The organism is Microcoleus sp. Pol10D4 (assembly GCF_036701555.1).
Taxonomy (GTDB): Bacteria; Cyanobacteriota; Cyanobacteriia; order Cyanobacteriales; family Microcoleaceae; genus Microcoleus.
On record NZ_JAUBRA010000030.1, the window covers coordinates 14,646 to 35,303 of the forward strand.

The 20,658-nt window shown below is 46.3% G+C and carries 23 protein-coding genes; 13 read left to right on the plus strand and 10 right to left on the minus strand.

Features of this window, described 5'->3' with window-relative positions:
* Positions 1–70: 70 nt before the first annotated feature.
* On the minus strand, positions 71–550 hold the full coding sequence (locus QUA36_RS16350; protein WP_333458401.1) for a hypothetical protein: 480 nt from the start codon (positions 548–550) through the stop codon (positions 71–73).
* 82 nt (positions 551–632) lie between these two features.
* Between QUA36_RS16350 and petN the strand changes: the two genes are divergently transcribed.
* The 4 genes from petN to QUA36_RS16370 all read left to right on the plus strand — a co-directional run bounded on the left by petN (position 633) and on the right by QUA36_RS16370 (position 1,926).
* Positions 633–722: a cytochrome b6-f complex subunit PetN gene (petN, locus tag QUA36_RS16355; protein ID WP_071883976.1), complete on the plus strand. Its 90-nt coding sequence runs from the start codon at positions 633–635 to the stop codon at positions 720–722.
* A gap of 91 nt (positions 723–813) precedes the next feature.
* On the plus strand, positions 814–1,413 hold the full coding sequence (locus tag QUA36_RS16360; RefSeq protein ID WP_333458402.1) for a DJ-1/PfpI family protein: 600 nt from the start codon (positions 814–816) through the stop codon (positions 1,411–1,413).
* Entirely contained in the window at positions 1,410–1,646 is a 237-nt protein-coding gene (locus QUA36_RS16365) for a DUF167 domain-containing protein (protein ID WP_333458403.1), read from the plus strand. The genes QUA36_RS16360 and QUA36_RS16365 overlap by 4 nt, the downstream gene beginning before the upstream one ends.
* A gap of 91 nt (positions 1,647–1,737) precedes the next feature.
* Entirely contained in the window at positions 1,738–1,926 is a 189-nt protein-coding gene (locus tag QUA36_RS16370) for a CsbD family protein (RefSeq protein ID WP_015175540.1), read from the plus strand.
* 133 nt (positions 1,927–2,059) lie between these two features.
* Here the strand turns inward: QUA36_RS16370 and QUA36_RS31375 are convergent, their stop codons facing one another.
* The 5 genes from QUA36_RS31375 to QUA36_RS16390 all read right to left on the minus strand — a co-directional run bounded on the left by QUA36_RS31375 (position 2,060) and on the right by QUA36_RS16390 (position 6,591).
* Positions 2,060–2,200, minus strand: a complete 141-nt coding sequence (locus tag QUA36_RS31375) for a hypothetical protein (RefSeq protein ID WP_445301439.1) — start codon at positions 2,198–2,200, stop codon at positions 2,060–2,062.
* A gap of 268 nt (positions 2,201–2,468) precedes the next feature.
* Complete coding sequence (locus QUA36_RS16375; protein ID WP_333458404.1) at positions 2,469–2,660, minus strand: DUF6883 domain-containing protein; 192 nt, start codon at positions 2,658–2,660, stop codon at positions 2,469–2,471.
* 366 nt (positions 2,661–3,026) lie between these two features.
* Positions 3,027–4,994: a calcium-binding protein gene (locus QUA36_RS16380; RefSeq protein WP_333458405.1), complete on the minus strand. Its 1,968-nt coding sequence runs from the start codon at positions 4,992–4,994 to the stop codon at positions 3,027–3,029.
* A 6-nt stretch (positions 4,995–5,000) separates the two neighbouring features.
* A complete protein-coding gene (locus QUA36_RS16385) occupies positions 5,001–5,177 on the minus strand; it encodes a hypothetical protein (protein WP_333060313.1) in 177 nt (58 codons plus the stop codon).
* Positions 5,178–5,457: 280 nt separating this feature from the next.
* A complete protein-coding gene (locus QUA36_RS16390; RefSeq protein WP_333162744.1) occupies positions 5,458–6,591 on the minus strand; it encodes a cob(I)yrinic acid a,c-diamide adenosyltransferase in 1,134 nt (377 codons plus the stop codon).
* 227 nt (positions 6,592–6,818) lie between these two features.
* Between QUA36_RS16390 and fraC the strand changes: the two genes are divergently transcribed.
* The 5 genes from fraC to larE all read left to right on the plus strand — a co-directional run bounded on the left by fraC (position 6,819) and on the right by larE (position 11,196).
* Complete coding sequence (fraC, locus tag QUA36_RS16395; RefSeq protein WP_333455177.1) at positions 6,819–7,337, plus strand: filament integrity protein FraC; 519 nt, start codon at positions 6,819–6,821, stop codon at positions 7,335–7,337.
* Positions 7,338–7,342: 5 nt separating this feature from the next.
* Positions 7,343–8,341: a DUF5357 family protein gene (locus QUA36_RS16400; RefSeq protein WP_333458406.1), complete on the plus strand. Its 999-nt coding sequence runs from the start codon at positions 7,343–7,345 to the stop codon at positions 8,339–8,341.
* Between the two features lie 193 nt (positions 8,342–8,534).
* Positions 8,535–9,308 carry an ABC transporter permease gene (locus QUA36_RS16405; protein WP_333458407.1) on the plus strand — a complete coding sequence of 258 codons (774 nt, stop codon included), beginning with the start codon at positions 8,535–8,537 and terminating at the stop codon, positions 9,306–9,308.
* A 123-nt stretch (positions 9,309–9,431) separates the two neighbouring features.
* Positions 9,432–10,232, plus strand: a complete 801-nt coding sequence (locus QUA36_RS16410; RefSeq protein ID WP_333458408.1) for a Uma2 family endonuclease — start codon at positions 9,432–9,434, stop codon at positions 10,230–10,232.
* A 136-nt stretch (positions 10,233–10,368) separates the two neighbouring features.
* Positions 10,369–11,196, plus strand: coding sequence for an ATP-dependent sacrificial sulfur transferase LarE (gene larE, locus QUA36_RS16415; RefSeq protein ID WP_333162754.1), 828 nt, complete (start codon positions 10,369–10,371; stop codon positions 11,194–11,196).
* 362 nt (positions 11,197–11,558) lie between these two features.
* Here the strand turns inward: larE and QUA36_RS16420 are convergent, their stop codons facing one another.
* Positions 11,559–13,424, minus strand: coding sequence for a polysaccharide biosynthesis/export family protein (locus QUA36_RS16420; protein ID WP_333458409.1), 1,866 nt, complete (start codon positions 13,422–13,424; stop codon positions 11,559–11,561).
* Between the two features lie 333 nt (positions 13,425–13,757).
* Between QUA36_RS16420 and QUA36_RS16425 the strand changes: the two genes are divergently transcribed.
* Positions 13,758–14,447: a class I SAM-dependent methyltransferase gene (locus QUA36_RS16425; RefSeq protein ID WP_333458410.1), complete on the plus strand. Its 690-nt coding sequence runs from the start codon at positions 13,758–13,760 to the stop codon at positions 14,445–14,447.
* 61 nt (positions 14,448–14,508) lie between these two features.
* Here QUA36_RS16425 and QUA36_RS16430 read toward each other — a convergent pair whose 3' ends face one another.
* Entirely contained in the window at positions 14,509–14,823 is a 315-nt protein-coding gene (locus tag QUA36_RS16430; protein WP_333458411.1) for a DUF4864 domain-containing protein, read from the minus strand.
* A 182-nt stretch (positions 14,824–15,005) separates the two neighbouring features.
* Here QUA36_RS16430 and QUA36_RS16435 point away from each other — a divergent pair, with 182 nt between their 5' ends.
* The 3 genes from QUA36_RS16435 (at position 15,006) to QUA36_RS16445 (ending at position 17,903) form a co-directional block, all read left to right on the plus strand.
* A complete protein-coding gene (locus QUA36_RS16435; RefSeq protein ID WP_333458412.1) occupies positions 15,006–16,190 on the plus strand; it encodes an endonuclease NucS domain-containing protein in 1,185 nt (394 codons plus the stop codon).
* A 161-nt stretch (positions 16,191–16,351) separates the two neighbouring features.
* Positions 16,352–16,990: a histidine phosphatase family protein gene (locus tag QUA36_RS16440; RefSeq protein WP_333458413.1), complete on the plus strand. Its 639-nt coding sequence runs from the start codon at positions 16,352–16,354 to the stop codon at positions 16,988–16,990.
* Positions 16,991–17,135: 145 nt separating this feature from the next.
* Entirely contained in the window at positions 17,136–17,903 is a 768-nt protein-coding gene (locus QUA36_RS16445) for a YebC/PmpR family DNA-binding transcriptional regulator (protein WP_333458414.1), read from the plus strand.
* Positions 17,904–17,912: 9 nt separating this feature from the next.
* Here the strand turns inward: QUA36_RS16445 and QUA36_RS16450 are convergent, their stop codons facing one another.
* Positions 17,913–18,515, minus strand: coding sequence for a Uma2 family endonuclease (locus tag QUA36_RS16450; protein ID WP_333458415.1), 603 nt, complete (start codon positions 18,513–18,515; stop codon positions 17,913–17,915).
* Positions 18,516–18,635: 120 nt separating this feature from the next.
* Complete coding sequence (locus tag QUA36_RS16455) at positions 18,636–20,510, minus strand: adenylate/guanylate cyclase domain-containing protein (RefSeq protein WP_333458416.1); 1,875 nt, start codon at positions 20,508–20,510, stop codon at positions 18,636–18,638.
* Between the last annotated feature and the right edge of the window lie 148 nt (positions 20,511–20,658).

A 20,658-nucleotide genomic window follows, 5' to 3' on the forward strand; every position in this document is an offset into this window, starting at 1 on the left:
TAGGGGCGGTTTAAGCGAACAATACAAAACTTCCGCCCTTTGCAGATTTTTGTACAAAACCCGCCCAGACTTAAGAATCGAAAGGCTTAATCCACGATCGCCCGATCGCCCAATCCAAAACCAAACCCGCGATCGCAAACAATACCACACTCTCGACACCGCGAACCGCAAACGGCAATAACTCCTGTAGGGCGGGCATCTTCCCGGATTCAAAAAACAATCCAGCATCCAGTTGTCCAAAAGCCCGCACCAACCCAAAAGCCAACACCGCACCAGATTTAAGCTGCGGGTTAACATCTCGGCGAATCGCATAGCGGTAAGTCACGCCGAACAAAAAACCGCCCAAAAGTGCGATCGTCGCCCTGAAGGCAAAATTTAGGTCAATTTCCCTTACCTGCAAACTCGCCAGAGAATCCAACCTATCCGCTAGAATTAAGCTATTAACAAGGGCGATCGCCCCAAAACCCAGCAAACAAGACAAAGCAGCAACACTCCCTGCCTTCAAAGATTCTACCCGTTCAGCGGCACTAAAATTTGACGAGTCCTTCACGGCGCCCTCATTCTTAAAATGGCTCAAATTGACTTATCATAAGGTTTGGAGTCACTTTGTACAGTTTGTTCAATAAATAGCTATGGATATTTTGTCACTCGGTTGGGTTTCGGTGCTAGTTCTGTTCTCCTTCTCAATTTCAATGGTCATTTGGGGACGCAACGGTTTCTAGATTCCAGAATAGCTTGCGGGGCCAGCTTTTTAACGGCCCCGCATTTTTTTTCATCCTATTTAACACAATCAAAATAACAGGAGTTGGAAACATGACAGCAAAAAAAATATTAATGTTAGTCGGCGACTTTGTAGAAGACTACGAAGTAATGGTACCTTTCCAAGCACTGCAAATGGTAGGTCACACCGTCCACGCCATCTGCCCGGAAAAAGCCGCAGGCCAAACAATTCGCACCGCTATTCACGACTTTGAAGGCGATCAAACCTACAGCGAAAAACCCGGTCACAACTTTACTTTAAATGCGACTTTTGACGAAATCAACCCGGCAGACTACGACGCTTTGGTTATCCCCGGAGGACGCGCCCCAGAATACATCCGCCTCAACGAACAAGTGCTGCAAATTACCCGCTACTTTGCCCACAGCAAAAAGCCGATCGCATCTATTTGTCACGGCTTGCAAGTCCTAACCGCCGCCGGCGTACTCGAAGGCAAACGCTGCACCGCATACCCCGCTTGCAGCCCCGACGTACTCCGGGCCGGCGGCAAATATACAGAAGTTCCCGTTACCGAAGCCGTAGTCGATGGCAATTTAATCACCGCCCCCGCGTGGCCAGCACATCCTAACTGGCTGGCTGAATTCCTGAAAGTTTTGGGAACGAAGATCGAACATTCAGAGAAAGTCGAAGTATGACTATTTTCACAGTCAAAGTTAAACCTAATTCCAAACAGCAAAGCATCGCACAACAACCCGACGGCAGCCTCACAATACATCTCAAGTCGCCGCCAGTCGAGGGTAAAGCCAATCAAGAATTAATCATGCTGTTGGCCAAAAAGTTTAAAGTGCCGAAATCTGCGATCGGCATTAAATCAGGTCTTTCTTCTAAAAATAAACTTGTCGAATTTGCGATCGAACCTTTAACTTAGAAATAAAGGTAATAACAAATCTATCTAAAGAGGGAGTCAGACTCAACTTTAAAATCATATATTAGTAGTTGTAGAGTTAGAATATAAAATTATGAGCATTGAAAATAGAGTCGAAGCCACAGCGAAGAATATTGAAGGCAAAATCCAAGAAGCTGTTAGCGAAGTTACAGGCAATCAGAAAGATAAATTAGAAGGTCAAGCCAAGCAGGATGAAGCATCAGCAATTCACCTGAAAGAAGACCTCAAAGATAAAGCCAAAGAGATTGTAGACCGAGCCTAGTAACAGTATTTCCTACAAGTTTCCTGCCTACTAAATCCCGCAAACGATATGTTGGCGGGATTTTTTATAATGAGCCTAAATTATTTGTATCAATATCTAGGGGCGAGTTTATAAAGATTATTCGTGGCAAAATTCATCGAGGAACTGCCCCTACAGATTCTACTAACTCATAGTGTAAAAGCATTAATTTTGTGGCTGGAATTGTTTCCATTGCATAAGTTGTGCAATCTTGATGAGAAAATTCTACCTCAAAAGCACTGCCATCAAATTCCATCACGACTGTTCATACTTGTCCTTTATATAATTTAATGATTTGTTTTGTTTCAAAATGGGTGGCTTCTAAATCTTCAGTTAAAGCAACAATATCTAGGTCTTTAATTGTTTTCATTGTTTTTACCTCACTTTTTGACGGGATAACAACTTGTTAATCTGGGGAAACTTTCACCTGAGCGGACGATCCAAGCTGCTAGAATCAGAGATTCACCTACTTCGGTTTTCAGCAAGAATTTCATGTTGTAATGTGTTCCGTATTCATTGTTTTTTTAAATAACAACATCTTCGTTGATAGCAGCTTCTTTTAAAGCCTGTTTGAGCATTTCAGCATTTTTTAGGGTAATGCCTAACTTACTGGCAAACAAAACAGCTTTATTTTTTCCTTCTTGATGATTCGGATTTAGAGAATATTCTTCTATTTTATTGCCTAAATCTGCTAGATGATCATTGGGCAGTTTCACTATTAATAACTGTTTTTGAAGGACAAAAGAGAATATTAGTCGCCTACAATAATCGACTTTTACTCATATGTCAATTATATCGTCTTTGAGTTGGGGGGCAGGTTTATCAAAATTATTGAGGGGTGGCAAAATTCATGGGTGAACCCGCACCTACATATTCTACTTTTTGACCAAATCCCTCCGCTACCCAGGGCGAAGATGCTGTTTGGCGAAGATGCTTTTTGGCCGATTCCCTGTTTGGCCCCCAATTCCCAATGCCCACAAAAAAGCCAGGGATGGATATCCCCAGCTCGAAACAAAGCACAATTAGTTTTGAGAGTTGGTAGGGCGATGTTTCAGAATCGACCCCACCCACTTTTACCCAAATTAAATCAGGGTAATGTCAGCAGCCGTAATGCCCGGTCTGCCATTCAGAATTGCCAGCGTAACGCCTGGGTCAGAACCAGCAATACCGTCAGGGTCATATCCTAGTCGTCCGTCTGCATTTTGATAAAAGACGAACGGCTCTGTCGCGCCCGCCCCGGCTGGACCAAAACTGCTAGTGTAAGTCCCACTCTCAAGCGCCAAGAACGCCTGCGAAGAAAGTCGATTGGTATTTGGCACTACCCTCAAGTTGGGGAAGCCGTTGGAGCCATTGATTTGGAAGATAAACTTGTCTTGGCCGATCGTAAAATCGCCGATTTGGTCTACGTTAGTACCATCGGCGCCCTCGCCGAAGTTGTTGTAGTAGAAGCTGTCATTACCCGATCCGCCAATCAGGGTGTCAGCACTAGGCCCGCCGCCGAGAGAGTCGTTACCGTCGCCACCGATCAAATAGTCGCTACCAAAGCCGCCCAGCATGGTGTCGTTCCCAGCGCCGGAATTTAAGGTATCGTCCCCGGCTCCTCCGTCGGTGTCGGTAGCATCGAATGAGTCGCCGAACAGGATGTCATCCCCGTTACCAGTAGTGACCACATCAGTGCCGTTGCCACCAATAATGAAGTTGCTGCCTAAGGTATCGCTAATCAAGTTTGGCGCTGTAAGACCGGTAAAGCTGACGCCACTAGCGTAGGAGATGAAGTCGTTACCCGCAACGTTGCCAATCACGCGATCGCGATTGCTGCCAAAGATGATGGTGTCACTTCCCTCGCCACCGTTAAAGAGGTTGGTGACGGTGAAGCTGCTGCCAGTAGTAGGATTGGTGTAGCCAATTAACGAATCGTTGCCCAGCGCGCCTTCGAGAGTAATCAAAGCAGTACCAGTACCAGCAAAAATGGCCTTGGTAGCATCGATAGTATCGTTGCCATCTCCACCGGCTCCATTAGTAAAGGTACCGCTCAGGCTGTCGTTGCCTTCGCCGCCGATCATTGTATCGGTCACAAAAGCTGCAACGATCGTGTCATTGCCAGTGCCGCCGTCGAGTAAGCTCTTACCGCCTGAACTCAACACTCCGGGTATCGTAGCCGTAGACGATGTAATGAAGTCATTGCCGGCACCTCCAAGAGCGGTATCCTGAGAGGCATAAACAGTTATGGTGTCGTTGTCGTCACCGCCGTCTAAGAAGTTTTTGCCGCTGTTAGCATCGCCGCCGTAACCCCCAGATAGAATATCGTTCCCCGCACCGCCAAGCAAGGTGGTTCTCTCAACGCCGACAGCGATGTTGACCGAGGAGCCAAAAAATGAGACGGTTTGGGTACTGTTGGTAATGAATAAGATGTCGTCGTCTAGATCGCCGGACAGGTAGCTGCTGCTGGCCACACCTATTAGGGTGTCCTTTTCTTTACCGCCGAACAGAGTATCTTTTTGATTGATACCTACAACGTAGTCGTCGCCCAAGTCGCCCCGCAAGAAGTTGCTACCTGCATTGCCACCGGCGCTTGCGCCGACGGGAAGACCGAGGTTGTTGCCGCCGCCGGCGATGAAGAAGCCGAGGGAGTCATTGTCCTTGCCGCCGTAGAGCGAGTCTCTTCCGAGGCCGCCTCCGAGCATCGTATCGGTGCCCTCATTACCAAACATGAGGTTGCCATCTACTGTACCTTGGAGCAAGTCTTCTCCCGCACCGCCGTACAGGGTCGTATTCCGGCTTTGAGCGATTACGGTGTCACTGCCTGCATCGCCAAACATCAAAGCCAGCTCGCGCTGGGCTACTAAGGAATCTTCGTCCTCGCCGCCGTACAGAGTATCGTTGGGGCCGACGGAAGTCAGAGTATCGTTATCGCCTTGGCCAAATATTAAACTGCCGCCGAGGGTAGAAGTTGTAATTAAATCCGCCCCAGCTCCAGCGAAGATTGTATCCGGGCCCAGTCCCGGAGTGTTTAAATTAGTTTGATCGGAATTGTCAGTTAACGTTGTCATAAAGCTTCACTCCTCTACTTGTTGGTCATCGCTGGTGCGACTACAGACACTGCCTAGAACACCGAATGTTTGGATTCCGCTGTAGTTTAACCTGTTTGCCAGCCGCAAGTCTAGCCTACTGGCGTTAACCCTGTCTAGACTTTCTCCCTCGCGGATTTTTTGCTTGTAAGCTTTTATTTTCAAAGTCTTCACCCTTTAATAATCCTGGTGCACTGTCTCAGGTGCTCACGCTCCATAAGACGCGGCTCATATTCTTAATGTTCCATTCTGGATTGGCGGTCGGGGATCGCGTCCGGGGGAGGAAATTAAAGATTAAAAAAGGCAGATCTGGGTGATCGGGAAGACAAGGGAAATTGGGAGATTTGTTACTTGGTAACAAGGCTTTGTGGCAATTTCCGGTTTTCCAGGCAGGGCCGTCATTTAATAATTCTGGCCCGGATTGAACTCCGTACCGCTCCGGGCTTTAAAAGTCTACGCCCCGCTTTAGTTCTACGCCCCGATCGCCGTAGTGTTTGTGACAGTATACCTCGGAGTGTACGCTTGCCAAGTCAAAGTAAGCGTGGGGTTTGTGGCAGCGCCCGGTGATAATAATTTCTGTATCCCGCGGCTTGCGTAGCAGGGCTTCTACGATCGGCTCTACCGGCAGCAGTTCTAAGTCTACTGTGGGATTGAGTTCGTCGAGAATAATCGTTTTGTACCAGCCGCTGGCTATCGCACATTTGGCGATTTCCCAGCCGCGTTCTGCTTCTATGCAGTCTAGCTCTTGCTGTTGCCCCCGCCAAACTATAGCATCTCGGCCGCACCGCTGGTGATCTACTAGCTGCGGGTAGCTTTGCCGCAAAGCTGCGATCGCCGCATCTTCTGTATAACCGCTGCCACCTTTGAGCCATTGCACGATTAACACCCGGTGAGATTGGTCTTGACTGATACCCCTACCTATTGCCTGCAAAGCTTTGCCCAAAGCGCTCGTAGACTTGCCTTTGCCCGCTCCAGTGTATATTTCGATACCAGAAATATGATGGTCTGCCGCTGCGGGGTGATAGTGGGGCTTCATTTCTGAGTGTAAGTCGGCAATCTCCAGCAAAGCTTCCGGGGCCGCTCGGCCTGTGGCGATGACTTCTAAATATTCTGGTTTGTTTTTGAGGGTTTGGACTACTTCGTCAACTGGCAGCAAACCCAAGTCCAATACGGGGTTTAGTTCGTCTAGTACCACGACGGAATAGAGCTCGCTGGCGATCGCTCCTTTGGCGATATCCCACCCTCGCTGAGCTTCGGCGCGATCGAAGCGGGTGATTGCTTCGGCCCCAAAATATTCGGCTCTGCCGGTACGCACTTGGTCGATCAAGTGGGGAAATGCCCGTTGCAAGGCTTCTATTGCCCCGTCTTCGTCGTAGGAGCGGCCGGGGCCTTTGAGAAAGCGCAGCAACAAGACTCGCGTGGGCGAGTCAGAATTGATACCCAGCCCGATCGACCGCAACACTACTCCCAAAGCTGCCTGAGACTTGCCTTTACCAGCGCCGTCGTAGACGTGAATCTGACCTGCAGCGCGTTCCGACCGGGATGAGGCTGTCCGAATACCAATGCCATTCCTTACCATAATCAGCAGTTGTTTGAGTCTGTATCGGGGTGGGTATTCGATCGCGCGCCTTGAATGTTTAATTTTTCCATTCTGTTGGCGGATCTCAACAGATTATACGATAACTTCTAACCCCCAATCTTTTAAGCAGCGATTTAACGGAATCAGGTGCTCAAACCTCCGGTTAAGATTATTCCGTTTGTGCTGTACAATTAAAATTTAACACGGACTGATATACCTAAAGGCTTATGATTGCGAGTGTTTTCCCATTTCGGACTATTTTGGTGCAAATTTTAATTATGTTTTTGGCGATCGCGATCGAATCGTGGTTTTTGCAAAAACTACTTAAACTCGGCCCCAAAACCAGCATTGAATATACAGCCATCCTCAATCTCTCTTGTACTTGCGTAGGCTGGTTAGTTTTCTTCGGCATTGAAAGCGTTCTGAGCAAAGAATTGCGGGAACAGCTTATCGGTTATATTTTATTAGGACGTGGGGATAATGTTTACGCCCCAATAACTATGATAGCACTCTCAGTATTAGCAGTAACTTTTCTAGCTAAATGGCAGGGATTAGAATTCATAGAAAACATGGTTTCCGGGAATAAAAAAGCTTCCAAGCCTCAGTTTTTAGGACCACCAACCCTCACGCGTCGTCCTCCCAAAAAAACTTTTCAAGTAACTACACAGTTTGGGGGAATTTTAATCGCCCACACTGTTAGCAATCTCGTTATTTTAACCGTGTTGTTTTTGCAAAGCGTCTATTGAAATTTATGATGAAGCAATTTTTTGATGCCACTCAGCAACTCACTAAGCTGACGAACAACCTTTGGGAAACCAATAAAAAAATCCAAAAGGCGATGATTCCGCCTAAAGTTGTCCACTGGAAGACTCCTTTACTGCTCAGCATCTTTTTAGCTTTGCTGACAGTGGCGGCAGTCACTGACTGGCGGACGAGAACTCTGCTTTTTGATATGAGCTGGTTATTTTTTACACTTTCAATGGGTTTGCTGACCAGCCAGCAACCTTTTGTGATTAAAGGAGTAAGTCTGAGTCCGTGGGTGACAAGCATCTTAATTGGCTTGTGGTTACTGATAAGATTACCGTCGGAGAGGAAGGAAATAGCATGGATATCCGGCCCACTTATAGCAGTAGTGGTTCTTGCTACAATAGAGATTTGGAATAGCGAGTCAAAACGGGAAGGTATCAGGTCGTTGGTGCGCCCTCAGTTTTTGATGATTACTCTAGTTCACATCCTGTTTTCCTGTTGGTTTGCTTTTCACTTTTTAATTCAAGGTTGGATACAACAGTATCCGAGCGTTTTATCTCAGGATTTAAGGCAAAGCGATTATGTGGTGACATTTCAACAGCCAACTATTAATCGCTCCCGAGGAGTTGTCATCCTCAATGAAATGGAGCGATACCTGCGAAATGAAGCCCGCACAAAACCGTGGGCGCAGGTAGAGCAAATGTTAATAGATATTGACAACGAGCGATTTTTTCTGCGGAATCAAGCCTTAAAAACAACTGGGGTCGTCGCAGAAGATGCGAGCTGGGATGTCAAAACTTCGATCGTCCAAGGAGATTCCCGCTATCAGTTAGAGATGCAGGCAACTTGGCTGGGGCTGGTTTTTAGACCGGAAATATATTCGTTTACCAAATCTTGCGAGGTGTTCAATATAGGCAATAGGGCGACTGTAACCTGCGATGCCATCAAACGCTCTCAACCCGGACAGAAAAAAGATGGAACGGCGGGGGACACTCAAGTTTGATTCTGTCTGTGTTAACTAATTGCGATCGGTATAGCGGGAGAGTGAAAGAGTCTGAGAGTGGGAGAGTCTGAGAGTTTGAGATGAAAAAAATCCTCTTTCTTCCTTCTTCCCTCTTTCTTCCTTCTTCTCTGTTCCTTCTTCCTTCTTCCTTACACTAAAGTATGGTGAAAGTTTCTAACGGGTTAATAACTAGATGAATTTGAGAAGAATCTTGACAGTCGCGACCAATGTATTTTGGGAAGTAATTCGCGATCGCATCCTTTACTTAATTATTATTTTTGCTCTGTTGATGGGCGCCTCGGTACGGTTGATACCGGAATTGGCGGCGACAACCGAAAAGAAAATTATCTTAGATATCGGTTTGGCTGCTATAAGCATCCTCGGTCTAATTGCCACAGTCTTTGTGGCTACCGGACTGGTCAACAAAGAAATTGAAAAGCGGACTGTTTATCTGTTAGTTGCCAAGCCGATAAGTCGGGCTGAGTTAATTGTGGGCAAGCACTTAGGGCTGTCGGCGGTGCTGGCCGTGCTTGTAGCAGCAATGACTGTTATCTATCTGGCTATTCTGAGTTTGAGCCGCATTCCTTTCCCTTTGGGAAGCATTTTAATCGCTTCGCTGTTTATCTGGTTTGAGCTGTGTCTCATGGCTGGTGTCGGGATTTTATGTGGGGTGTTCAGCAGTTCGCTGTTGGCAACTTTACTGACATTTGGCGTTTATTTGATGGGACATTCGACGCGGGATTTAGTGGCTTTGGGCAAGTTAACTAAAAATCCTGGCCTTGAACAATTGATGATGGGACTTTATCTGGTTTTGCCTGATTTAGCCAGATTCAATTTGAGAAATGATGCTGTTTACGGACAAGTTCCTTACTTGGCAGGTTTGATTACAGATGCTGGCTACGGTTTGCTGTATGCGGTGCTGCTGTTGTCAATTGCGATCGCCATATTTTCCCGTAGGGAATTTTAAAACGCGCCTTCGCTACTTTCAAAAGTGTGAGTATATCAAATTATTAAGCTAAAATATAAAGGAGGCGATCACTCAGAAATCTCGACTAAAACTAAAATTTTTATTGGTAAAAGGAGGTGACTTATGACTGCTATAATTCACAAACCAATATCACAGCTAAAAATTACCTGGCGCCTGCTTCCCAATGAATTTATCCTACCAGACGACCCTGTAGACGATATAGACCATCCCTTGCTAGCTAACGGTGTACGCCAGTCTGTAGTGGATTCCCCGGAACTAATGCAAGACGCACTAATAGTTTCTAATTTTGCTTTGTGTGCTGCTGTGGACGATCGCACTATTTGCAAAGCCCCAGACTGGATGTACGTGCAGCCAGTTCAACCTTCGCCTCACAACTATCCCCGCCGCAGTTACACGCCTCATACCGAAGGAACAGTCCCTGTTGTAGAGAGGGAATTTCTATCAGCTACTTACGGCGATGAATACTCTGTCAAATACACAGAAGAAATCGGCAAGTGGTTTTTTTACAAACAAGTAATCAAAGTTCCTCGGTATGTTATTTTTCGGTCGTATACAGGCAAAATAGAAGTTTCTGCGCTAGAATCAGACCGTTACGATCATCAAAATTCTGATAAAAACGGCTGTTATTTAATACCTGGATTAAATCTATTTTTGGGAGTGTGGCAGGAAACTCGCGAAGGTAGAACAGGATATTGGCTGCGCTGGCGGACTGCGGGCGGAGAAATGCTTTTGTGGCCGGAAGAAAGGACAGAAAATGAACGCCAGCGGGCAGAAAATGAACGTCAGCGAGCCGATCGCCAACAGCAAGACAAAGAGTTAGCCGAGACGCTGCTGGAACAGGAAAGACAGCGAAATCAAGAAATTTTGGCTCGATTGGCAGCCCTCGGTATCGATCCAGAATAGCATTAGAAATCCGATGTCCGTCGGAAAAAGGAACAGGTTCGAGGGAAAAAGGGAACCCGATCGAGATATGCTTTCTTCATCCTTCTTACTTTAGTTTGCTTTCTTACTTCTCTGATTGTCACAAAAAGTTAAAATTATGTTAGTAGAAAAACTCGCTCAATTAAAAAATATTTTCGCACAAATGGAACGGGCTTTGATTGCCTACTCCGGCGGAATTGACAGCACTTTGGTAGCCAAAATCGCTTTTGATGTATTGGGCGATCGCGCTTTGGCAGTGACGGCAGTTTCCCCCTCTCTACTTCCCGAAGATTTAGAAGATGCGCGCATTCAAGCAGCAGAAATTGGGATTGCCCACCAGGAAGTACAAACTCAGGAAATGGCAAATCCAAATTACACTTCTAACCCGGTTAACCGCTGCTATTTCTGCAAAAGCGAACTGCACGATACTCTGAAACCGCTAGCACTAGCAAAGGGTTATCCTTATGTGGTGGATGGGGTGAATGCTGACGATTTAAAGGATTATCGTCCCGGAATTCAGGCTGCGAAGGAACGCGGCGCGCGATCGCCTTTAGCAGAAGTAGGCATGACTAAATTTGAAGTGCGGCAATTGGCAAAAGAATTGGGTTTGCCTTGGTGGGACAAACCGGCTCAACCTTGTTTGAGTTCGCGCTTTCCTTACGGCGAAGAAATCACCGTTGGAAAGTTGCAAAGAGTGGGGCGCGCCGAACGGTATTTGCGACAGTTGGGACTGAAAAATTTGCGAGTGCGATCGGACGGAGATACAGCGCGCATTGAGTTACCAGCGGAGGAGATTCAGGAGTTTGTGGTAAATACGGATTTGCCTGCATTAGTCGCGGTGTTTCAGGAGTTTGGCTTTGTGTACGCGACTTTGGATTTGGAGGGGTTTCGCAGCGGCAAATTAAATCAGGTTTTGCAGCCGCAGTTGTTGCAGGCAAAAGGTTGATTAATTTTCCAAAAACAAAATCTCATGATTGATGTAGTTTGGGACATGGGCAAAGGGGAACCATGGCAATCGAAACTTTATAGTGGCGTTGCTGAATCAGGGTATGAAAAAAATAACTTTAAAATCCCAAAGCTTTGTGGACACTGGTTTCTATGACAGTCATATTTAGCGTTTCATACCGTAAATCAACAACGCCTAAGATGCTTACCGTAGATTTGGGATGTGCCATGTAATAGCAAATCCGGTTTTAATACCCCCTTTATTTCTTAGTCTCCCTTTGCTCTGACTTCGTTTGACTCTATGCAGCGGTTTCAACCGCCGATTCATAAAGAGGGTGGCTAACTTTCAAAGCCCGAGTCTGATCAAGGAGTAGTTGGCTGAATTTGCTGTGGCTGCATTGGCTGCTGCTGATTATCGAGCAGAAGTTGCTGCTCCTGGATTTGAATTTGCCGATTCTCAAGATCTATTTGCCGCTGTCGGTCTTCAAGCTGCAGTCTTCTGTCTTCAAGTTGCAGTCTTCTGTCTTCTGCTTGTTCCAATCTATCTTGACGTTGTTGCTCTCTTTCTAGCAACCGGTCTTCACGTTGCTCTTGTCTGTCTTGACGTTGTTCGCGAATCTGTCTGAGCTGATTTCGCCGCTCGAAATCGCCTCCCAAAAATAAGTTTTGAAAAGCGTTGATAGTTGCTTGAAACCCAGTAAAAACGCCGCTAACAGCGCTGATACCCGTTGCAGCTCCTGCGATCGGCTGCACGAATCTGTTGATATTGTCTGCTACCCTAGCATAGCCCGATCGCGCTACCAGAATCACATCGTCGTTGCGGAGAGTGGGGTTATTGTCAGGATTCAACGCTTGAGCAAAATCCACCTCTATCGTGCGCCGAGAAACAGTACCGTTGGGGTTCAATCGCAATAGTTCTACCTTGTCTTTTTTTGCCCGCAGTTGATTAAAACTGCCTGCAGTCAGTAAAGCTTGGTGTAGGGATGTACTAGGCCGCACCTGCAAAGCTCCAGGCCTAATTACTTCTCCTACAATATTGATGCTAATCGCGTTCGGAGAAAAACTACTATTTGCGACTTGAGAAACTTCCGCTAAGTCTACAGTAGCTGCTGTCGGGATAATTACGCTATCTCCTTCTTGCAGCAAAATATCTTGAGTTGCGTCGCCTTTTTGCAGCAAATCCCACAGATTTACCATGATAGTTTGTTCGTTGCCACCTCTGACTCGGCGACGGATTTGCACGCGGCGAATGTCAGCTTCTGTCGTGATACCACCAGCAATTTTCAGTGCTCTAGTTATTGTTGGTAAGCCCACAACTGCTCCTTGCTGTTGGTCGATTGATACAAAACTCAACTCTGTTTGTTGGTTGCTCGATCGTACATCCGAAGCAAATACAGTATAAGGCCCCGGCCGGTTTACTTCCCCGACAATTACCACGCCAATCGGTTTAGTAATATCAGCGGAAAAATTAGCACTGGCTCTTTGACGAACTTCTTGAGTATTAAGGGCCCTTGCTGTCGGTACAAAAATTGTATCTCCATCTCGGATCGTGACATCTTGACGCAAATTTCCCGTGTCTAAAAAATTCTGCAAATCAACAGTAGTAACCTGCTCCGGCCCGCCTCTGCGGGAACGACGAATTTGAACATTTCGCATATCTCCTGCTGATGTCACCCCTTGTGCAAGTTGCAGCATTTCCATCAAAGTCGGGAATTTTACTCCTCCTCCTTCTCTAGTGGGATTAATCTTGTAGGAACCCGGGCGAGTAACTTCACCGGCAAGACCTATATTTAGGGGGCGAGCGACGACCAGAGTCACGGTAACCACGGGAACATTGATGAAGGGTTCGTATCGCCTGGTAATTACGTTAGCGGCTTGTTCCAGCGTCAACCCTTGAATTGAGACGCTACCAATGATTGGCAAATTGAGCGTCCCGTCAACTAACACTTGATATTCTTTGCTGAATTCAGGGACGCCGAAGATCTCTAAAGCAATGCGATCGCCCGACCCTAAAGTATAAGCTGCTTCTTGTGTCAGCGAACCAGAAGTGCCGCTCGCCGGCAAACTCGATCCCGGAGGTGGTGGAGGCGGTACTCTCGGTTGGTTTGGGTTCCTAGCGGGCGCAGGATTTCTGACGGCAGGCAACTGAGCTATACTGGGCAGCGAACTCAATAGCACCAGGAGTGCTGACAAACTCAGACTTGTAGCGGTTTGAATGGTATGTTTCATCTTTCTTTCCTGGTTGCAGCCTGCCATTGAACAAGAGCAATTTAGCTAGTGGATTTTAGTTTATTTTCCCTGCTGTCCAGTGTAGCCTCGCTTCGCTGCAAAATCCACAAGTGCAAGCATAAAAATTGTACGATCGCACTTAACTATTTTGCCCCTTTTTTGTAAAGAAAGTGTAAAGCCCGCCCACTGTTCTCAGGATTAGGATCTCGTTTGAGCAAAATTTTTCATACATAACTCGCGATACAAATCAACCCGCCACAGAAAGGGGATAGGAAAAAACCACCCTGATTTGAGGTAAAATATTAAATAATTCTCTCTGCAGGACAAAGACAAGTGTCACTAAAATTGGATAAAGTAGTTCCCTGGGGACGCTGCTTGGATGAATACATAGGAATGTTTAGCTTGACCTCAAGTGACCTCAAACTAGCAATTCTTGATTGTGCGGGCGGCCCGGCGAGTTTCAATGCCGAAATGACTCGCCAAGGTAAAAAAGTAATTTCTTGCGATCCAGTTTATCAGTTTACTGCGGTAGAAATTGGCGATCGCATCCAAGAAACATATCAAACTGTAATTGACGGTGTTAAGGCCAATTTAGACGGCTACCTGTGGAATAATTTTGAATCGCCGTACCAGCTAGGCGAAGTGCGAATGAAGGCGATGCAGGAATTTTTAGAAGATTTTCCATCAGGCTTGCAGCAAGGTCGCTACCTGAATGCTGAGCTGCCAGTTTTGCCTTTCGAGAACGGTCAATTCGATTTAGCTTTGTGCAGCCATTTCTTATTTGCTTATTCTCACCTGCTTTCCGAAGAATTTCATCTAGAAGCAATTACAGAAATGTGTCGGGTTGCAAAGGAAGTCCGGGTATTCCCTCTATTGCAGAGTTTTAGCGGGGAGGAATCCGATCACTTAAACCCGATCGTCGCCGAATTGAAAAAGAGAAATTTTAGTGTAGAAATTCAAGAGGCTCCTTATGAGTTTCAAAAAGGCGGGAATAAGATGCTGCGAGTTAGCAAAAAAAGCTGAGCATAAAAGTAATAATAACTTATTATGCTGTTATGGAAACCAAATAACAGCCATTAATTCGTCAACTATTATCAAACTGTTTTTCCATGAGATAAATGGCTCGGATTGGGATGCCTTCCGAGTCCAGCAACAGCACCGGCTGAGCGAGAATTCCTTCTACAGTGGTGAGGTTTTCAAATAATACCGATCGCGGACGGTAGACAGCTTCATAGGCAATTTTTACCATGTGCATAAAGTTTTCGGCGGTGCGAAACTGCTGCTGAATTCCGGGACTGGCGAAGGAAAAAGCCCCAGCAGCATCGTCTTTTTGAAATGCTTGCAGTTGCTGTTCTACGACTGAGCGAATGGTAGTGCGATCGCTTTCACTGATGAACATATCTTTGATAATTTGTCAAGAGATGGGGGTGTCGAATAGTTACTATTATAGCGATCCCACTTAAAAGCGATTTGGTTGCGGGATGGCTGGGAAGCTGTCAGGGCGATCGGGGTTTATTTAAACCCCCAGCGCACTGCAGACATTAGTGGTAAAATTGGTTAAAGACTTTAAGAATTGTCAAAATGCTAAGCAGCGCCGCATTGAGGAAAACAGGGTCTGGGTGGGAATTTGCAAATGAAGAAGCCTTAGAGGATTTTGTCGAAGTTCACTTGCAGATCTTGCTCGGTTTGACAGTCATCAAGCGGCAATTCACTGTCAACGAGCAAAGATGCGATATTATAGCGGTGGACGAGAATAAACGGTTAGTTGTGCTGGAGTTGAAAAACGGCGAAGATAGATATGTCGTTCAGCAGTTAACCCGTTATTACGATGCTTTGTTGGAACACAAACCTTTTGCCGATCGCGTGGATTACGCTCAACCCGTTCGCTTAATAGCAATTACTCCCAAATTTCACAGGGATACTTTTACAGACAGGAAGTATCACGGGCTATTTTTTCAATTTTTGCAATTTGCGATCGTTCCTGACGGGGAAAAATTATATTTACACTTTAAAGATGTAGATGCCGAACATATTGCACGAGTAGAGATTACATATCGAGAAAGAGAAAGCACAGAGAACATACCCAGTCCACCCAAAGCACTGTTGAAACTTTTGAGTAATTGCGATCTTAGTCAACAGCAAGAAATATTAAAAACTAGGCAGAAACTACTCTGTTTTGATAAGCGGATGGAAGAAGTTGTGTCGGCTGGGAGTATCAAGTATGGAAAGGGAAACAGTAAAAATAGTAAATTCTGTGCTGAGTTATGTTCGGATAGCAAAGGAACTATAATCTTATTTCTATGGGTGCCATTAAAAGGCCTGACAAGTAACACTATTGGCAGAGCAAGAATTTGGACAAATTGGAATGACAAGGCATTGATCGAAGGTTATGTTAAAAGTGGAGTGGGCAGACAAATATCAGCGACAAAAAAAACTATCATATATCGCGGCTGGAAAATGAGTGCTATTTTAAATCCCGATAACTATAAAAATAATGAATACGAAAGGCAGAATATTTATGAAAAAATCAAGCAAAGTAATATTGATACTGCTTGGCAAGCCTATAAAAAAATTATTGATTCCCAGTTGGCAACATATGAAGAAGTGAGATGTATAGAAGAATATATATCAGAAACAGAGATAAACCGAGTAGTTCATGGAGTAAATAATTTTTATTATTCAAAATTTAAAGAACTTACTTTGCCATATCACTCTCTCGACTCATTGATAAATTTATCCTTGGATAAGTGGCTATCAAAAATTTAATGAAAGCTAAAGCGATCGCCACCCATCACCCCTTACCCAATCCATCTGCGTCTATCTGCGTGCATCTGCGGTTAACAAAACCTCATCAATAGCTGGGAAACAAATCCAATTACCAAACCTTGATATAATATTACATCAAGAAGCCAAACTCAAACCAACTCATGCCACAAACAGTCTGGATCGCACGACACGGAAACCGCATCGACTTCGTTAACCCCGACTGGTTTATCACCGCAGAACACCGCTACGATCCCCACCTTTCCGAAGACGGTCACGTTCAAGCTAAACAACTCGCCAATCGCCTCAAAGGTGAAGGAATTTCTCATATTTTTGCTTCCCCTTTTCTGCGAACTGTCCAAACAGCAAATCATGCTGCCGAAGCTCTCGATTTGTCGATAAAATTAGAGTGGGGACTGTGCGAATGGCTGAATCCGGAATGGATGACAGAAATGCCGGAAACAGAGTCAGTCGAAGCTTTGTGCAGGCGTTTTCCCAGGATTGATGCTTCCTACAAAGGCGGTATTGCTAATTATCCCGAAACTGGGGAAGCTTGTCTCAAAAGGGCGGGGGAAACTGCTAAACGCCTCGCGGCTGAGTTTCCAGAAGATATGCTATTGGTAGGTCACGGTGCGTCGGTTTTAGGAACTGCGATCGGGCTGGCGGGCTGTGCGGAAACGGAAATTAACGCTTCTTTGTGCTGTTTGGTGAAAGTGGTACGGGGTGAGGGAGAATGGTCGATCGCACTTAATGGCGATACTTCTCACCTGACTGACTCTGAAGCCGTGATCCGGTTTAATTAAAGTTGAGATTCGTGCGAAAAATCGCATTTTATGCTATGTGTGTAAGGTGCGCCGAGGTGCACCCTACATTAATCTGATTAGTCCGAATCTGGGTGTTATTGTTTAATCTCGATCGCACATTTTAAATCGAAAATCTTAAATCGGTATGGCAGGACACAGTAAGTGGGCGAATATTAAACGCCAAAAAGCGAGAGTTGATGCCGTTAAAGGCAAGGTTTTTGCTAGAATATCTCGCGAAATTATTGTCGCGGCCCGCAGCGGAGTTCCAGATCCCGCTGGCAATTTTCAACTGCGGACGGCTATTGAAAAAGCCAAGGCGGCGGATATTCCTAATGAAAACATAGAAAGGGCGATCGCCAAAGGTGCGGGCTTGGCGGGGGGAAGTTCGGATTTAGAAGCTATTCGCTACGAAGGTTACGGCGTTGGCGGGGTTGCTATTCTGATTGAAGCGCTGACAGACAATCGCAACCGCACAGCGGCTGACTTGCGAGAAGCTTTTACTAAAAATGGCGGAAACTTGGGCGAAACTGGTTGTGTGGGCTGGATGTTTGACCACAAAGGAGTTTGTACGGTACGCGGCCCGATTGATGAGGAACAATTGTTTGAAGCGTCGCTAGAGGCGGCTGCGGAATCTTATGATTTGATATTAATTGATGAGGATACTGAAGGTGCAGAGGTATTTACAAGTGTGGCTAATTTGGAACAGTTGGCTGATGTTTTGAAACACAAAAACTTGGCAGTTTTGCAGTCGGAAACTCGCTGGATTCCGAGCAATACCGTGGAAATAGACACTCCTGAAAAAGCTCGATCGCTCCTGAAGTTAATGGATGCACTGGAAGATTTGGACGACGTGCAAAGTGTGACGGCGAATTTTGAAATGACTGATGAATTGATGTCTTTGAGTATGGTTTAACAATCTAAATCACCAGATTTTTGCCATCCGCAAGACAAATCCCGGTAACTCTGGATCGGCGCTGACTGTTTCAGGATTATCTAATATTTCAGGTTCGCGATCGGGACGGTAGATGTAGACTTTTCTGTTTTTGCGATCGACCAAAAAGCCTAGCGATACACCGTTCTCAATATATTCTTGCATCTTGTTTTGCAATTCCTTGAGATTGTCACTAGGAGACCGCAATTCAATCACAAAGTCTGGACAAATCGGTGCGAATGAGGCTTTTTGTTCTTCAGTTAAGGCATTCCAGCGCTCTAGTTTAATCCATGAGGCATCGGGAGATCGGGTTGCTCCATTTGGCAAGGTAAAGCCTGCACTGGAGTCAAACGCTTCACCTGTGCCATCTTGTTCAGCCCAGTTCGCAAGTTGCTGAGCAATTTTAATGTTGCGGTTCCCTGTATCTGAAAAAGCTGGTGACATGATAATAACTTCCCCACTGGCAGTACGCTCAATTCTCAAATCGCGATTAACGAGACAGAATTCATAAAACTGTTCAACAGTCATCGATTGGATCGCAGGAAAATTGACCGTCAGTGGGACGCTTTGGGTTTGAATTAGCAGCGTCGTCATGGTTTTTCCTCAGTTAGTGCACGGGTGATAGAATACCTTGAGCTTAGACTATTTTAGCTTTGCGATCGAAAGTCTGAGTCGATCGGGCAGTCGGAGGCTTGTATCCGTTTTTGGGCTGGATTAATAATCTTTTTTCCCAGTCAGTAAATAAGTAACCATGTATCCCTTGCCCTTAACTTGAATAGCGCCGCGCTTCTGAAAAGTATATTTATCTTTTAATATCTCGTAGGTTTCGGCGGTGACTTGAATGCAGCCGGTAATCCCGTGGGATTCCATTCGCGAAGCAATATTTACTGTGTCGCCCCAGAGGTCGTAAATAAACTTTTTTAAGCCGATAACGCCGGCAACGACAGGGCCACTGCTAATCCCGATCCGAATGCTGAAAGGTTCCGAATGTTCTAAACTCAGCAGCCTAATTTCGTGCAGCATATCGATCGCCATGTTCGCAACCGCCTCGGCGTGATCCTCTCTGGCTGTAGGCAAACCGCCGACAACCATGTAAGCGTCACCAATAGTCTTAATTTTCTCTAAACCATGGCGATCGGCCAAGTGGTCAAAAGCCGAAAAAATATCGTTGAGCACTTCCACCACCGCCGTCGCTGAAATTCTCGACGAAAGCTCTGTAAACCCCACAATGTCGGCAAACATCACAGTTACTTCCGCAAAACTTTCGGCGATATTGTGTTCATTGTCCTTCAAACGCAGGGCGATCGCAGCAGGCAAAACGTTCAGCAGCAGTTGCTCGGATTTAGCTTGTTCGAGTTCCAACTGTAGGTAAGCAGCCTGCAACTGTTCGGCTTGGCGAATTCTTTCTCGGGCTAGCTTTTCGATTTGGGCGGTGCGGCTCAAAGATGTCAGCATATATGTCACCGGAATCAGAGTCCACAGCATCCCCATCGTCAGAGTTCCCCAAGAACGCCAGTGCTTGCGAATCCTCCGAATTTCCGGCGTTGCAGACACGTACATAGACCACTGGCGGCCGCTAATTTTCAGCCGCCTTCTGCAAGCTGTATAGTTCGGGCCTGGATTGTCAAGAATCGGGCAGTTTTGCATCAGGGATCGGTCAGCAGTGGCTGATGCTGGAAGCACTTGTTGGCTCGCGGATTGGAACTGCACCGCAAATTGCTGAATTTGCCTCTCAGCAGGGAGATTTTTGAGAACCGGGTTGGCCGTTTGGGGTAATAGCGAGGGTGCTTGTTGCTTGTCTGGAGCCTCGCTAACGAGATAAATATTGAGGTAGTCGGTATTGCGTCCTTTTAAAGAGGTTTGGAAAATATCTTTGCCTCGGAATACGCCCAGAACAAATCCTTGTAGCAATTGGCGACGGGATTCCAGGGTAGTCGGGTTACTGCTGTTTTCGTAAATCGGAACTATTGCCAAAAGACCCTGTTCCGGGGAAGTGCCCTGAGTTAAGCCGATGTAGTTGGTGACAATCATTTCTCCTGTATCGCGCCCTCGATCGAGCGCGGCGCGGATTTCTGGGTGGGAGGCGAGGTCAAAGCCTAATACTGTCTCGTTTCCGGCTGGTGGTTCGACGTAGAAAGCCGGGAAGTATTCGGAACGCTGGAGGGCCTTGCGGAGTTCTCCTCGCGGGCCGCGCTCTGTAATCTCGAAGCTGGGTTCTGTTTCGGTTCTAGCTTTGGTTTCGTAGTTGCGCCGCTGCGAATTGGGGACGCGGGGGGCCCAAGCCAGGAGTTGCAGGCTGGGGTGGACGGATAGGGGACGGGTGACAAACCTCGCAAAAGAGGAACGCTCGACGGCGCTGAAGGCTTTCATGTAGTCGCTGAGGGCGAGAACAGTATCTAAGTCGGAGTTGAGCTGGCGTTCGATGCCGATCGAAATATCGTCGATGCGGCGGTGCATTTCGTAGTCGCGGCGCTTGTCTTCCCAGTCCCAAACCAAGGCGAATGCCAGGGCCGACAGCCCGACACCCAAAGCCAGCGTCAACCCGGCTGGAATGTAGCGAGACCAGGATAAAGGTAGTTTTTTCAGCATAATTGCCTAGCGAATAAGGGCAGCAGATTAGCACACCGCTGAGTGCGATTTGTTCCGGTCTCTGAGTGCGGTTAATTCAAAACCCTGATAACTCAAGCACCGACGGCAATTGGGAATTAAAAGTTAGATATTTAAACTTTTAGATTAA

What these genes read in the sequence shown, in the direction of transcription:
- QUA36_RS16380 (WP_333458405.1), bottom strand. Translation starts at nt 4,994, where the DNA reads ATGACAACGTTAACTGACAATTCCGATCAAACTAATTTAAACACTCCG.
- larE (WP_333162754.1), top strand. Translation starts at nt 10,369, where the DNA reads ATGTTAGTAGAAAAACTCGCTCAATTAAAAAATATTTTCGCACAAATG.
- QUA36_RS16455 (WP_333458416.1), bottom strand. Translation starts at nt 20,510, where the DNA reads ATGCTGAAAAAACTACCTTTATCCTGGTCTCGCTACATTCCAGCCGGG.
- QUA36_RS16370 (WP_015175540.1), top strand. Translation starts at nt 1,738, where the DNA reads ATGAGCATTGAAAATAGAGTCGAAGCCACAGCGAAGAATATTGAAGGC.
- QUA36_RS31375 (WP_445301439.1), bottom strand. Translation starts at nt 2,200, where the DNA reads ATGGAATTTGATGGCAGTGCTTTTGAGGTAGAATTTTCTCATCAAGAT.
- QUA36_RS16360 (WP_333458402.1), top strand. Translation starts at nt 814, where the DNA reads ATGACAGCAAAAAAAATATTAATGTTAGTCGGCGACTTTGTAGAAGAC.
- QUA36_RS16365 (WP_333458403.1), top strand. Translation starts at nt 1,410, where the DNA reads ATGACTATTTTCACAGTCAAAGTTAAACCTAATTCCAAACAGCAAAGC.
- QUA36_RS16410 (WP_333458408.1), top strand. Translation starts at nt 9,432, where the DNA reads ATGACTGCTATAATTCACAAACCAATATCACAGCTAAAAATTACCTGG.
- QUA36_RS16440 (WP_333458413.1), top strand. Translation starts at nt 16,352, where the DNA reads ATGCCACAAACAGTCTGGATCGCACGACACGGAAACCGCATCGACTTC.
- fraC (WP_333455177.1), top strand. Translation starts at nt 6,819, where the DNA reads ATGATTGCGAGTGTTTTCCCATTTCGGACTATTTTGGTGCAAATTTTA.
- QUA36_RS16430 (WP_333458411.1), bottom strand. Translation starts at nt 14,823, where the DNA reads ATGTTCATCAGTGAAAGCGATCGCACTACCATTCGCTCAGTCGTAGAA.
- petN (WP_071883976.1), top strand. Translation starts at nt 633, where the DNA reads ATGGATATTTTGTCACTCGGTTGGGTTTCGGTGCTAGTTCTGTTCTCC.
- QUA36_RS16400 (WP_333458406.1), top strand. Translation starts at nt 7,343, where the DNA reads ATGATGAAGCAATTTTTTGATGCCACTCAGCAACTCACTAAGCTGACG.
- QUA36_RS16405 (WP_333458407.1), top strand. Translation starts at nt 8,535, where the DNA reads ATGAATTTGAGAAGAATCTTGACAGTCGCGACCAATGTATTTTGGGAA.
- QUA36_RS16420 (WP_333458409.1), bottom strand. Translation starts at nt 13,424, where the DNA reads ATGAAACATACCATTCAAACCGCTACAAGTCTGAGTTTGTCAGCACTC.
- QUA36_RS16435 (WP_333458412.1), top strand. Translation starts at nt 15,006, where the DNA reads ATGCTAAGCAGCGCCGCATTGAGGAAAACAGGGTCTGGGTGGGAATTT.
- QUA36_RS16445 (WP_333458414.1), top strand. Translation starts at nt 17,136, where the DNA reads ATGGCAGGACACAGTAAGTGGGCGAATATTAAACGCCAAAAAGCGAGA.
- QUA36_RS16390 (WP_333162744.1), bottom strand. Translation starts at nt 6,591, where the DNA reads ATGGTAAGGAATGGCATTGGTATTCGGACAGCCTCATCCCGGTCGGAA.
- QUA36_RS16450 (WP_333458415.1), bottom strand. Translation starts at nt 18,515, where the DNA reads ATGACGACGCTGCTAATTCAAACCCAAAGCGTCCCACTGACGGTCAAT.